Annotated in this window: 13 protein-coding genes; 7 read left to right on the top strand and 6 right to left on the bottom strand. The window is 71.1% G+C overall.

All coding sequences use genetic code 11. The features are described from left to right. Positions 1-100 precede the first annotated feature (100 nt). The 3 genes from BLT59_RS19035 (at position 101) to BLT59_RS19025 (ending at position 2,537) form a co-directional block, all read left to right on the top strand. Complete coding sequence (locus BLT59_RS19035) at positions 101-775, top strand: DUF1007 family protein (RefSeq protein ID WP_091783779.1); 675 nt, start codon at positions 101-103, stop codon at positions 773-775. Then, positions 766-1,758 (top strand): nickel/cobalt transporter, encoded by a 993-nt coding sequence (locus tag BLT59_RS19030; protein ID WP_091783776.1) that lies wholly within the window; start codon positions 766-768, stop codon positions 1,756-1,758. Before BLT59_RS19035 ends, BLT59_RS19030 begins: the two co-directional genes overlap by 10 nt. A 62-nt stretch (positions 1,759-1,820) precedes the next feature. Further along, on the top strand, positions 1,821-2,537 hold the full coding sequence (locus BLT59_RS19025) for a hypothetical protein (protein ID WP_091783772.1): 717 nt from the start codon (positions 1,821-1,823) through the stop codon (positions 2,535-2,537). On the opposite strand, the gene BLT59_RS19020 is transcribed toward BLT59_RS19025, so the two are convergent. Further along, complete coding sequence (locus tag BLT59_RS19020) at positions 2,538-3,125, bottom strand: histidine phosphatase family protein (protein WP_091783769.1); 588 nt, start codon at positions 3,123-3,125, stop codon at positions 2,538-2,540. Between the two features lie 44 nt (positions 3,126-3,169). Then, on the bottom strand, positions 3,170-3,565 hold the full coding sequence (locus tag BLT59_RS19015) for a VOC family protein (protein WP_091783766.1): 396 nt from the start codon (positions 3,563-3,565) through the stop codon (positions 3,170-3,172). A 412-nt stretch (positions 3,566-3,977) separates the two neighbouring features. Between BLT59_RS19015 and BLT59_RS19010 the strand changes: the two genes are divergently transcribed. Beyond that, positions 3,978-5,669 carry a methyl-accepting chemotaxis protein gene (locus BLT59_RS19010; protein ID WP_091783762.1) on the top strand — a complete coding sequence of 564 codons (1,692 nt, stop codon included), beginning with the start codon at positions 3,978-3,980 and terminating at the stop codon, positions 5,667-5,669. A gap of 2 nt (positions 5,670-5,671) precedes the next feature. Here the strand turns inward: BLT59_RS19010 and recF are convergent, their stop codons facing one another. Both recF and dnaN read right to left on the bottom strand, forming a co-directional pair. Further along, positions 5,672-6,826 carry a DNA replication/repair protein RecF gene (gene recF / locus BLT59_RS19005; RefSeq protein ID WP_091783759.1) on the bottom strand — a complete coding sequence of 385 codons (1,155 nt, stop codon included), beginning with the start codon at positions 6,824-6,826 and terminating at the stop codon, positions 5,672-5,674. 208 nt (positions 6,827-7,034) lie between these two features. Then, positions 7,035-8,156 (bottom strand): DNA polymerase III subunit beta, encoded by a 1,122-nt coding sequence (dnaN, locus tag BLT59_RS19000; RefSeq protein ID WP_091783756.1) that lies wholly within the window; start codon positions 8,154-8,156, stop codon positions 7,035-7,037. 223 nt (positions 8,157-8,379) lie between these two features. Between dnaN and BLT59_RS18995 the strand changes: the two genes are divergently transcribed. Next, entirely contained in the window at positions 8,380-9,696 is a 1,317-nt protein-coding gene (locus BLT59_RS18995) for an MFS transporter (protein ID WP_091783753.1), read from the top strand. Positions 9,697-9,771: 75 nt separating this feature from the next. Here BLT59_RS18995 and BLT59_RS18990 read toward each other — a convergent pair whose 3' ends face one another. Both BLT59_RS18990 and BLT59_RS18985 read right to left on the bottom strand, forming a co-directional pair. Further along, positions 9,772-10,008, bottom strand: coding sequence for a hypothetical protein (locus tag BLT59_RS18990; RefSeq protein ID WP_091783750.1), 237 nt, complete (start codon positions 10,006-10,008; stop codon positions 9,772-9,774). 172 nt (positions 10,009-10,180) lie between these two features. Continuing rightward, entirely contained in the window at positions 10,181-11,395 is a 1,215-nt protein-coding gene (locus BLT59_RS18985; RefSeq protein WP_244514053.1) for a hypothetical protein, read from the bottom strand. A 348-nt stretch (positions 11,396-11,743) separates the two neighbouring features. Here BLT59_RS18985 and BLT59_RS18980 point away from each other — a divergent pair, with 348 nt between their 5' ends. Both BLT59_RS18980 and flgB read left to right on the top strand, forming a co-directional pair. Next, a complete protein-coding gene (locus BLT59_RS18980; RefSeq protein ID WP_210185981.1) occupies positions 11,744-12,004 on the top strand; it encodes a hypothetical protein in 261 nt (86 codons plus the stop codon). Between the two features lie 78 nt (positions 12,005-12,082). Further along, a complete protein-coding gene (gene flgB / locus BLT59_RS18975; protein ID WP_091783741.1) occupies positions 12,083-12,484 on the top strand; it encodes a flagellar basal body rod protein FlgB in 402 nt (133 codons plus the stop codon). The last annotated feature ends 31 nt before the right edge of the window (positions 12,485-12,515 follow it).

Genomic DNA, 12,515 nt, shown 5'->3' with positions numbered 1-12,515 from the left:
GAATGATCGGCGCAGGGTCGGGACGGCGCCTCGCTTTCGCCCAACCGGCGCGCGAGGAGATCCGGCCTGACCGCCTCCCTCCGCGAGCGTGCCTCCGCCCATGCCGATCGCCGCGCACCGCCCGAAACCGCCCGCCCTGCTGCTGGCCGCCGCCCTCGGCTGCGCCGCCTCGGCGGCCTCTGCCCACCCGCATGTCTGGGTGACCGCCAAGGCCCAGCTCGTCTACGAGGGTGGCAAGCTCGTCGGCGTCCGCGACACGTGGCGCTTCGACCCCGAATACACGGCCTTCGTCACGCAGGGCCTCGACACCAACAAGGACGGCACGCTCAGCCCGGAGGAGCTCGCCGGGCTCGCCACCGAGAACACCGCCAACCTCGCCGAGTTCGGCTATTTCACGAAGCTCAAGGTCGGCGGCAAGGAGCAGGCCTTCGGCGACCCGAAGGAGCCGGCCGCCCACATGGAGGACAAGGCGCTGGTCATGACCTTCCTGCTGCCGCTGAAGATTCCGGTCCAGCAGGGGCGGGGAGTCGCCGCGCTGGAGGTCTACGACCCGACCTACTTCGTCGCCTTCTCGTTCGCCGAGGGCGCCGACGCCGCGACCCTCGCGGGGGCGCCCCAGGGCTGCGCCGCCACGGTCACCCGGCCGAAGACCGAGCAGCCGAAGACGGCCGATGCCGGATCGCCGGGGATGACCGAGGCCTTCTTCGAGGCGCTCACCGCCGCCTCGACCTACGGCGTGCAGTTTGCCAGCCGGGTGCTCGTGGCATGTCCGTAGGCATCGGGTTCGTCGCCCCCGCCGGGGCGGGGCGGCTGGGCCTGCGGCTCGGCCTCATGGCCCTGGCCATCGGGCTGGCCGCGCTGCTGGCCGCCGCGATCGCGTGGCTCGTCGCGCCCGGCCTCGCCGCGCCGCCGCCGCGCTCGCCCTTCGGCATCGGCTTCCGGGAAGCCGCCCCGGCCACCACGGGACTCGGCGGCATCATCCTGGCGCTGCAGGCGAGCTTCTCCCGCAGCCTCAACGCCGCCGTGAGCGCGCTGCGGGGCGGCGGCAGCTGGACCCCGCTGATCGGCCTCGCCTTCGCGTACGGCGTGTTCCACGCCGCCGGCCCGGGCCATGGCAAGGCGGTGATCGCCGGCTACATCCTGGCGGGGGAGCGGGCACTCCGGCGCGGCGCCGCGCTGAGCGCCTGCGCCGCGCTGCTCCAGGCCTGCATGGCCGGGGCGATCGTCGGGCTCGGCACGCTGGTCCTCAACGCCACGGCGGCGAGCATCACCCGGGCCGGCACCCTGATCGAGACCGTGAGCTTCGCCCTCGTCGCCCTGATCGGGCTGGTCCTGACGTGGCGCAAGGCCGGACGCCTCGCCGATCTCGGCGCGGGCTGCGGCCCGGGCTGCAGCCACCTGCCGGGGCCACAGGCCCTCGATACCGGCGACACGTGGCGCGAGCGGGCCGGCGTGGTGCTGGCGGCGGGCACACGCCCCTGCGCGGGCGCGGTGCTGGTCCTGGTCTTCGCGGTGTCGCAGGGCGTGCCCGGGGCGGGCGTGCTGGCGGTCCTGGCGATGGCCCTCGGCACCGCGGTGACCACGACCGCGCTGGCCTGCCTCGCGGTCTTCGCCAAGCGGATGGCGCTGCGCCTCGCGGGCGGAAGAGGTCAGGCCGGGCTCCTGGCGCTCGGCGGCCTCGAACTCGTCGCCGCCGCCTTCGTGCTGGTCCTGGGCACCGCGATGCTCTCGGGCCTCGCGCCGGGCCTCGGCGGCTGAGGGGGCCTCGCCTTCCGGGGCGCGGCGTGCCACGCTGCGCGCCCGAGACGGAGAGCGCGCCGATGCATCCCGACTTCGCGACGATCCTGAACTGGCGTCTGCTCGCCGGATCGCATCCCTTTCCCGGCCCCGACGGTGGGACCTGCATCAACGAGGCGGCGATCGTGGCCGCGGGGCTGCCCTACCGGGCGATCCGCTCCAGCTCCGACTGCCCGCCCTGCTTCTCGCGGCCGGTCGCCGCCTACGCCCTCGGGCTCAATGACGCCATGCCGGACGAGGCACGGCCCCAGCTGATGGCCTTCGTCCTGCGCCTGTCGGGCAGTGCCGACACCCCGGAGATCGAGGCCGCCCGCACCCGGCAGCTGGCGCTGGAGAGCGTCCGCCGTATCCTGGCGCCGCTCTGCGCCGTCGCTGGCCTGACGGCGGACGCGCAAGCCTGCGCGGGAGCGCCGGACTGGCCCGCGGCCCTCGCGGCCGCGAACGCGGCCGCGTGGCGGGGCGGTGCCCGCGCGCAGGCCGCGGCCCAGGCGCGGCGCTGGCGCGAGGGCGCCCTCACCGCCGCGGCGTCCCGCACCGCGACGGCGGCGCAGCGGGCGGGCGAGGATGCGCGCTGCGCCGCGGAGGTGGCCGAGGGCGCGGCACCCTTCGTAGCCGGGACCTGGAGCGAGGCCTGCGCGATCCTCGCGGAAGTCCTCGCCATCGGCCGGCAGGCGCCGGAGATCGCCCTCATTGGCGCCCGTCAGCGCATGGACGCGGCGCGCGCCCGAGTGCCGGCCTGATCAGGCCTCCGCGGGCGCGGCGTCGAGGTCCAGCTCGACGGAGCCGCAATTCTCCAGGAACGTGCCGGTGAGGTGGTAGAAGAACGTGCCGTGCCCGACCACCGCGATGGTGGTCTCGGGCCGGGCCCGCAGCCAGTCCCGGAACGCCGCGACCCGAGCGTCGAACAGGGGCCGCGGCTCCACCGGGTAGCCGCCGACCTCGCAGCCCGGCTCCGCGTGCCACCAGACCTCGGGCAGGTGCCCGACATCGAGGTGCGGGAACTCCGCGGCGATCTCCGAGGTCGCCCGACCGACGTCGCAGCTGCTCTCCTGGCACTCGCGGTGCAGCACCTCGACGAGCACCCGCGGCCGGCTCGGATGCTCGCCGAACAGGATCGCGGCGGTCTCGATGGCGCGGGTCAGGGGCGAGACTACCACGAGGTCGAAGGGGACCGCTCGGAGCCGCTCGCGCGCGACCCGGGCCTGGGCGTGGCCCAGCTCTGTCAGGCGCGCGTCGGGCAGGCCGGGATCGCCGCGCCCGAGCTTGTGCGCGGCGTTGAAGGTCGACTGCCCGTGGCGGATGCAGACGATGCGGGTCTTGTCCGGCATGGATCTCGGAGGCGTTTCGGAGAGGGGATGGCGCGCCGGAACGGTCACGCGAAGCGGCCGCCGCGCTGGATGACCTCGATCTTGTAGCCGTCCGGGTCGGTGGCGAAGAAGAACCGTGCCAGCACGTCGTCCCCGTGCTTGAGCGTCTTGATATCGGTGGCCGTGAAGCCCTCCCGCCGGTGCCGGGTGTGCTCGGCCTCGACATCGTCGACCACGAAGGCGATGTGCCCGTAGCCGTCGCCGAGATCGTAGGGCTTGTCGCGGCCCTTGTTCACCGTGAGCTCCAGCTCGAACGGCGAGGCCGGGTCCCGCATGTAGACGAGGGTGAAATCCGGGAAGTCGTATCGGCCGGAGACTTCAAGGCCGAAGGCCCGGGCGTAGTAGTCGCGCGCGCGTTCCTCCTCGAGGACGCGGATCATGGCGTGGACGGGCTTGGACATGCGCTCGCGATTCCGTGGGCACGCGGCCAGCGTGCAGGGCCCTCTATGTGGCGCCGCGCGCGGCGGTGGAAAGGTCGCCGGGCGCGGCTGCAGAGGCTCCAGCCTCGCCTGCTGCACCTGCGGCGGAACGACACAGGCAATACATGCGGAGAAATCCGTTCAAGAAAATTCAATTTTCTAGACTTGATTTCATTCTTTTAAGCGTTCCAATCATGATATTCAGTTCATTTCAGTTTTATTCGAATTGATATTCTGGATTTTCTATAAGTCTTACTGATCTATTTCTGATCACTATCAAATCAACGCTGGACTCAACAATTTCTTTAACATCTTTTTTACACACCGGATCGAGATTGCCACTTTCATAAATCGGAATGCCGGTCGTCGATTTGTGTCAAGGAGCCTGAAAGTCGTGTTGCGTCTGTCGAACGTCAATATATTGCCGAAGCTGGCAGCGGTCATTGCCATGATCAGCATGATCGTCGGTGGATGCATCTGGTATGCGCAGTCGCGGATGACGACGATCGACGACGGCTACAGCCAGTTCATCGTCAACGAGGCGGCGGCCGTCGCCGAGGCTCGTCGGCTGAATCGCCTGATGATCGAGCTGAACTACTGGGTCTACCGCATCATCGCGGAGACCGAGCAGAGCCAGATGCAGGACGCCAACAAGGGCTTCGAGGCCGTTCTACCGAAGGTGCGGGAGCTGCTCCCGGTCTTCCGTTCACACGCACTGACCTTCGCTGCACGCATCGATGAGCAGGCGGCGCGCATCGAGCGCTATCTGCGGGACGTGAACGAGGTCCGCCGGCTCGGGACCGCCAACCAGAACGATCAAGCCATCGCGTTGGTCCATTCGGCGATCGATCCGACGTTTTCCAGCATGCTCGCCGAAGGCAACACGATCGCCGAGGACATCAATGCATACATGCAGAAAGGTTCGGACGACCTGACGGATCAGACCAATGCCACCCGCCGGACCTTGATGACCGTGAGCGCCCTCGGGATGCTGGCGGGCCTGCTGGCGGCGGTATTCATCGCCACGGTCGGGATCACGCGCCCGCTGGACCGGCTGGTCAAGGTCCTGGAGCGCATGGCGCAGGGCGAGATCGACGCCGACATCGAGGAGGCGGCGCGCCGGGACGAGATCGGCGCGGTCGGTCGCGCGGTGGAGGGCATCAAGGCCATGGTCGCCCGCAAGGCCGCCGAAGAAGCCGAGGTGAAGCGCCGCGCCGACGAGGCCGCGGCCGCAGAGCGCCGACGCACCATGATCGAACTCGCCGACGGATTCGAGCGCGCGGTCGGCGGCATCGTCGGGATGGTGTCGTCCTCGGCGACCGAGCTGCAGGCCACTGCCCAGACCATGACGTCGAGCGCCACCGAGACGGCGAGCCAGTCCACCACCGTGGCGGCAGCCGCCGAGGAGGCCGCCGCCAATGTGCAGACCGTAGCGGCGGCCGCCGAGGAGCTGGGCACATCCGTGCAGGAGATCGGCCGGCAGGTCCTCGGCTCGGCCAGTCTCGCCCAGACGGCCGTCGGCGAGGCGGACGAGACCCAGCACCTCGTCCAGGCCCTGAGCCAGGCGGCGACCCGCATCGGCGACATGGTCGGGCTGATCTCGAACATCGCCGGACAGACCAACCTGCTGGCCTTGAACGCCACGATCGAAGCGGCGCGCGCCGGCGAGGCCGGTCGTGGCTTCGCCGTCGTCGCGGCCGAGGTGAAGGACCTCGCGGCGCAGACGGCCCGGGCCACCGAGGAGATCAGCCAGCAGATCGGCCAGATCCAGGGCGTGACCGGTCAGGCGGTCTCGGCCATCGACACGATCGCCGCACGCATCCGCGAGATCGACGCGGTTGCCACGACCATCGCGGCGGCGGTGGAGCAGCAGGGCGCCGCCACGCAGGAGATCGTCCGAAACGTGTCCCAGGCGGCGGCCGGCACCGATGAGGTCACCAGTAACATCACGGGGGTGGCCAAGGCTTCCGAGGAGACCGGCGCGGCGGCAGCCCAGGTGCTGGGAGCGGCCGGCGAGCTGTCGCGCCAATCCGAGTATCTCGGCACCGAAGTCTCGCGCTTCCTCGGGACAGTCCGAGCCGCCTGACGTCAGGCCCCGATCCGCAGCACCTCGGTCCGAGCGCCGGCCTGTGCGAAGGCGTCCGGGTCGGCGCCGGTCATCCAGACCTGACCCGGGAGCGCCGCCAGGGCCTCGAACAGGCCGGCCCGGCGGCGGGGGTCCAGATGGGCCGCCACCTCGTCGAGGAGGATCAGCGGCGCGATGCCGCTCATGGCGCGCACCAGCCGCGCATGGGCGAGGACGAGCCCGATCAGCAGCGCCTTCTGCTCCCCGGTGGATGCCGTCCCCGCCGGCACGTCCTTGGGGCCGTGGCGGACAACGAGGTCGCTGCTCTGCGGCCCGATCAAGGTGCGACCGGCGGCCCGGTCCCGTTGGCGGCCGTTGCGGAGAGCCAGGCGGTAGCGGTCCTCCGCCTCGATCGCCGGCCAGACCGCCACGAGATCGTCCAGGTCGCCTTCAAGGCGGATGGAGGCCCAGGGGAAGGGCTGCGCGTCGTCCCGGGTCTCGGCGATCAGCCTGTCGAGGCGCTCGGCGGTCTCGCGCCGGGCGAGCGCCACGGCGACGCCCAGCTCGGCGACCTCCCGCTCCACCGCGTCGAGCCAGCGGTTATCGTCGGGCCGCTCCTCCAGCAGGCGGTTGCGCGAGCGCAGGGCCCGCTCCATCGCGGAGACTCGAGCACCGTGCGCGGCATCGACCGCCAGCACGAGACGGTCGAGGAACCGCCGCCGGTCCCCTGCCGCGCCGCGGAACAGCCCGTCGAGGTCGGGGGTCAGCCAGACCACCCGCAGGAACTCGCTGAACGCCACCGGTGAGGCGGCGGTGGCGCCGTCGATCCGGCAGAGCCGGCTCGTCCGCCCGTCGGGGCCCGGCGGCTCCAGCCCCGTGCCGAGCCGATGCTCGGCCCCCTCGCGATCGAGGGTGAGCGAGACCGCGAAGCCCCCCGGGCCGCCTGCGCGCGCCATGGCGGCGAACTCTGCCCGTCGCAGGCCCCGGCCCGGCACGAACAGCGACAGCGCCTCGAGCAGGTTGGTCTTGCCGGCGCCGTTCTCCCCGACCAGCGCCACGAACCGGGCCTCGGGCGTCAGTTCGAGGTCTGCGTGGTTGCGGAAATCGCGGGCGATCAGGCGGGTGACGCGCAGATCCGACCCGTTGGGCTCGATCCGCGGATCGAGGATGTCGCTCATCGGTGAACCGAGGGGCCGAGACGCGGCGCGCTCAACCGTCCCTTGTTGTCTGACATCCCATCCCATCACCTCATCCTGAGGTGCCCGCATCAGCGGGCCTCGAAGGAGGGCTCCAGAAACCACATCGCCATGTGGAGCCCTCCTTCGAGGCCTCCGCTACCCTCCGGCACCTCAGGATGAGGGCGGGACCGGGATTTGCGTGGCAGCCTCACACCCGCATCGGCATCAGGACATACAGCGCCGGGGCGCCCTCGCGATCCTGGATCAGGGTCGGCGAGCCCGGGTCGGCGAGCTTGAACAGGGCGGTGTCGCCCTCGAGCTGCGCGGTGATGTCCAGCAGGTAGCGGGCGTTGAAGCCGATATCGAGGTTGGCCGCCTCGTAGTCGACGTCGAGCTCTTCGGTGGCACTGCCCGAATCCGGGTTGTTCACCGACAGCGCGAGGCGCCCCTCGGCGAGGCCGAGCTTCACCGCGCGTCCGCGCTCCGACGAGATCGTCGAGACCCGGTCCACCGCCTTCGCGAACGCGTCGCGCTCGACGGTCAGCCGCTTGTCGTTGTTGGCCGGGATCACGCGCTGGTAATCCGGGAAGGTGCCGTCGATCAGCTTGGAGATCAGCGTCAGGCCACCGGCGAAGCGCAGGCGGATCTTGGCGGGCGACAGGTCGACCGCGACGCTCTCGCCGCCATCGTCGAGGAGCTTCTGGATCTCGGCGACGGCCTTCCGGGGCACGATCACGCCCGGCATGCCGACACTGCCCTGCGGGGCCGGGATCTCGACGCGGGCGAGCCGGTGCCCGTCTGTGGCCACCGCCCGCATCACCGGGCCGCCCTCGGTCTCCAGCGTGTGCAGGTAGATGCCGTTGAGGTAGTACCGGGTCTCCTCGGTGGAGATCGCGAACTGGGTCTTCTCGATCAGCCGCTTCAGGTCGGCGGCGGCGATCTCGAAGCCGTGCGGCATCTCGCCGGCAGCGAGGTCCGGAAAGTCGCCCTCGGGAAGGGCGCCCAGGGCGAAGCGCGAGCGGCCGGACCGGATCGTCATCTGGCCGGATTCACCGCCGGTCTCCAGCGAGACCTGCGCGCCGTCGGGGAGCTTGCGCACGATGTCGTAGATCACGTGCGCCGGGACCGTGGTGGCGCCCGGATCCGGCACATCGGCCGGCACGCTCTCGGTCACCTCGATGTCGAGATCCGTCGCCCGCAGCTGGAGACCCGACCCTTCCGCGCGCAGGAGAACGTTCGACAGGATCGGGATCGTGTTGCGGCGCTCGACGACCCGGTGCACGTGGCCGAGCGACCTGAGCAGGGCCGCGCGCTCGACAGTGACTCTCATCGCAATACTCAAGTGGTGGGGACGGCGCCGCGGCCGTCATCCGTCGCGGAATATGGCCGTTCAGCTTGGCGAAGGGGGCCCGGGAACGCAAGACCGCCGCGGGTGCACCGCACAGCGACCTCCGCGCCCAGGTCGGATGCCCATGCCGAAACCGGGGTATCGGCATAGGCTGGCCCGTGCGAAAGCGCCGCGACAAGCCCGATCCCTGCTCCCCCGACCGATCATGTTGCAGACCATCGACACCGCTGGCCCGTCCCAGACCGCCGCGAGCGTCACGCCGAGCGCCGGCCGGATCCTCGCCGCGAGCTTCGTCGGGACGGCGATCGAGTTCTTCGACTTCTACATCTACGCAACCGCCACCGCCCTGGTGATCGGCCCGGTCTTCTTCCCCGCCGGCGCGCCCGGTGTACAGCAGCTCAGCGCCTTCGCGACCTTCGCCATCGCGTTCATCGCGCGACCCGTCGGCGCGGCCCTGTTCGGGCATTTCGGCGACCGGGTCGGCCGCAAGGCGACGCTGGTGGCGTCCCTGCTGATCATGGGTCTCTCCACCGTCCTGATCGGCTGCCTGCCGACCTACGCGTCGGTCGGCTGGTGGGCGCCGGCGGCGCTCTGCCTCCTGCGCTGCGGGCAGGGGATCGGGTTCGGCGGGGAGTGGGGCGGCGCGGCCCTGCTGGCGGTGGAGAACGCACCGCCGGGCCGGCGTGCGTGGTACGGCATCTTTCCGCAGCTCGGCGCGCCGGTCGGCTTCATCCTGGCCAATCTCGGCTTCCTCGCCCTGAGCTTCGGCCTGTCGCCCGAGAGCTTCCAGGCCTGGGGCTGGCGCCTGCCGTTCCTGGCCTCGGCGGCGCTCGTCGGGGTCGGGCTCTACGTGCGCCTCAGGCTCACCGAGACACCGGCCTTCAAGGCCGCGCTCACCGAGGCGCGGCCTGAGCGGGTGCCCTTCGCCACCATGCTGACCCAACACGGACGTGCGGTCCTGGTCGGCACCTTCGCGATGGTGGCGGTCTATGCGGTATTCTATCTCTCCACCGTCTTCGCCCTGGGGTACGGCACCGCCACCCTCGGCTACAGCCGACCGACCTTTCTGATGTTCGAGTGCATCGCGGTCTGCTTCATGGCGCTGGGCACCGTCGTGTCGGGTGCCGCGGCCGACCGCTTCGGCCGCCGGCCGGTGCTGCTGTCCGGCATGGCCGTGACGTTCCTGCTGGGCTTCCTCATGGGGCCGATGCTGGGCCACGCCGCCGGTACCGGCACCTGGCCCCCGGTCCTTGGCTTCCTGTGCGTCAGCCTCCTGACCATGGGCTGGGTGTTCGGCCCGATGGGCGCCGTCCTGCCCGAGCTGTTCCCGACACGGGTGCGCTACACGGGCGCATCGGTCACCTACAATCTGGCCGGCATCCTGGGTGCCTCGGGCGCGCCCTACATCGCGCAGGAACTGGCGGCCTATGGCGGGATCGGCTTCGTCGGGTTCTATCTGGCGGGAGCCGCGATCCTCAGCTTCCTCGCCGTGCTCGCCATGCCGGAAACGGGCAACCGCTGACGGGATGCGCAGTCCGCGTGCGAGCACACGCGAGCGGAGCGAGGCGGGCGCTACGCGGGAACGACGGCTCCGGCCTCAGCGCGCCGGGTGATCCTGACTCGCCGGTACGATCGGCTCGAAACGGCCGAGGAACCGGGTCCGCTCCCAAAGCTCGATCGCGTCGCGCTCGACCATCGCACGGGCACGACGGCGCGCCTGCGTGTCGTCCTCGGCGGACAGGATCTCGGCCGCGCAGACGCGACCGGCCCGGTCGAGCCTGAAGGTCCTGTAAGCGCGGCTCCGGTGAGCCGATCCAGCATCCAGCGCGAGCATTGCGAAATCCTCCGAGACAAAGCGTCCCGGAAGAGGGTTAACCAATGGTAAATGACAGCTCTGGATGACCTCAGGAGCCGGCCGGCCTCCCTCTTGGCACCTCTGTCCCCCGAAGCCGATCGATCCTGCGCCGATCTGGAGGCGCCGCTTGGCAGCGGACCTGACGGAGCCTTCAGCTCCGCTTGTCGAGGGGACGACCCAGCAGGCGGGCGAACTCGGCTTCGATCTCTTCCACAGAGAATGGATTGCCAGAGGTCTTCGCCTCCGGCCGCTGGACGGGGGGCGCGGCGGGCGGGGGCGGGGGCGGGGGCGGGGGCGGAAGGGGGTCGGTCTTCGGAGGTGCCGGCGGCACGGGCTTGGGCGGGGTCGGCTCCGGTGGCGGAGGAGCCTCCGGCGCAGCCGCGGGCGGAGGCACCGGATTGACCGGGGCACTGGCCATCGCAGCCGCGAGCGGATCGACGCCCTCGGGCGCGGCCGGAGTCGGCGCGGGCGGCGGCGTCACGGCCGAGGACGAGCGCGACAGGGCGGCCTGGAGCTGCCGGGCCATGTCGGACAGCACCACCGGATCGACGGACTTGCGCTCGGACGGAACTGCGAGGCTCGGCGCCGGACGCACCGGCTCCGGCTCGGCCGGTGCGGCTTCGGGCTTGCGCTCGGAGGCGGAAGTGGGCCGGGGCTCGATCAGCGGTGGCGCGGTCCGGCTCAGGATCCGCCGCGGCGTGATCGGCTCCCGGGCCGGTGGCGCGGGCGGTTCCGCCGCCGGTGCTGGTGCCGACGGGCCGGGCGAGGGCAGCGGGGGCGGAACGGGGGTCAGGGGCGCCGAGATATCCTGGCCGGGCTCGTCGCCGCCGAACAACGCGGCGTCGAGGGGCAGCGTGACGGGCGGGGCCGATGCGGAGCGCGGAACCGGCGGCGGCACCACGATGGGCATCTCGAAGCCCGGATCGAACAGCGGCTCCGCGCGTCGCCCGCCGGATTCGGGCAGGCCCCGAGGGGGCTCGGGCAGCCGGCCGCCCTGGACGAGGGGATCGGGCAGCGGCTCGTCCAGGGGCTCCGGCGTGAGGTCCGGCCGGATGGCCGCCTCCGGCAAAGGCCGCTGGCCGCGCTGGATGTTGCGCTCGACCACGACATCGTTGGGACCGCCCACGAGCAGCAGGTGCTCGACATTGTCCCGGCGCAGCAGGATCAGCTGCCGGGCGCGGTCGAGCTCGTACACGTCGACGATCCCGAGCCGCGGCTGGCGGCCGCGGCTCCCGGACCGCCCCGGCAGGGCGAGGCTCCGGCCGGTCAGCCGGCGCACCGTGAACACGATCGCCGCGAGCGCCGTGAAGATGACGGCGAAGATGACGATATACTGGACGATGGGGGAGCCGTCAGAGCCGAACACGGATTGCAGCCATCGCAAGATTACGCACTCGCACGTTCCGACCGCCGCGGGTGCGCGTCGGCACGGGCTTGTCCATACCATGCGCGGGGGGAGGCAAGGCAAACGACGTTAAGAGTTCGTTAACAGACCTTTTAATTGAGCGCGAACAAGAGAATAGGTCGGGACTGCGCCGCCGGCCCGGCTGAACCGACATTCGGCGGCCCTTCGGCAGCCGCGATGGCCGCGCGATGGGAAGCCCGCGGGCGCCCCTACGAGTAGAGCGCCGGGCCGGACGGGGCGCCGTCGCGCTGCCTGCAGCACCGCCGCGGGACCGAACGCGCTGGGAACGCGCGCTGGTCGGTGTTCCAGGTGTTCAACGATCACGGCCGGCCCGTCTGGGCGGTGTGCGACATCGCCTACACGCCGCTCTGCGATTACGGCCAGGATGTCACGATCGCGGCGCATCTGGATTCACCGGCCGAGCTACAGGGCGAGTCCCCGCCGTTCGGGCACGCCGCGACGCCGGCCGACGGTGGCGTGCCGGGCTGCTTCTTCGCCCGCTGCACGGAGGAACCCCAATCCGTAGCCGCATCCGGCGCCAGAACCGGCCATCCCTGCGACCAAGCTTAACGCGCTGTTAACCATGCAGGCGGCAGATTTTGCCGAGCCCGCTCGTCCCGGCGCGGCCACGCCATCCCGGAGGCGACCATGGCCCTCACCGATCTGCCCGTGCTGAGCATGCTGCGCACACGGATGCAATGGGCGCAGGCGCGCCAGGGCGTGATCGCCGAGAACGTCGCCAATGCCGACATGCCGGGGTTCAAGCCCCGCGACCTCGTGGAGCCGCGCTTCGACCGGGCGACCGGTGCCCTCGCCACCACCGCCTCCAGCCTGACGCTCACGAGCGCAGGCCACATGGCCCCGCGCGGCCAGACGGTCGGAGCCGATTCCAAGCGCGCCAAGGGCTTCGAGATCCGCCCGAGCGGAAACGGCGTCAACCTCGAGGACGAGATGATGAAGGCGGGCGAGAACCAGTCGGACTACCAACTCGCCGCCTCGCTGTATCAGCACAGCCTGACCACCCTGAAGATCGCGATCGGCAAGAGCTGATGCGCGACCGCCGACGGTGGAGCGCTGACGG

This window comes from Methylobacterium sp. UNC378MF (assembly GCF_900103195.1).
In the GTDB taxonomy this organism is placed as follows: Bacteria; Pseudomonadota; Alphaproteobacteria; order Rhizobiales; family Beijerinckiaceae; genus Methylobacterium.
This window is presented reverse-complemented; position numbering and strand designations above follow the sequence as displayed.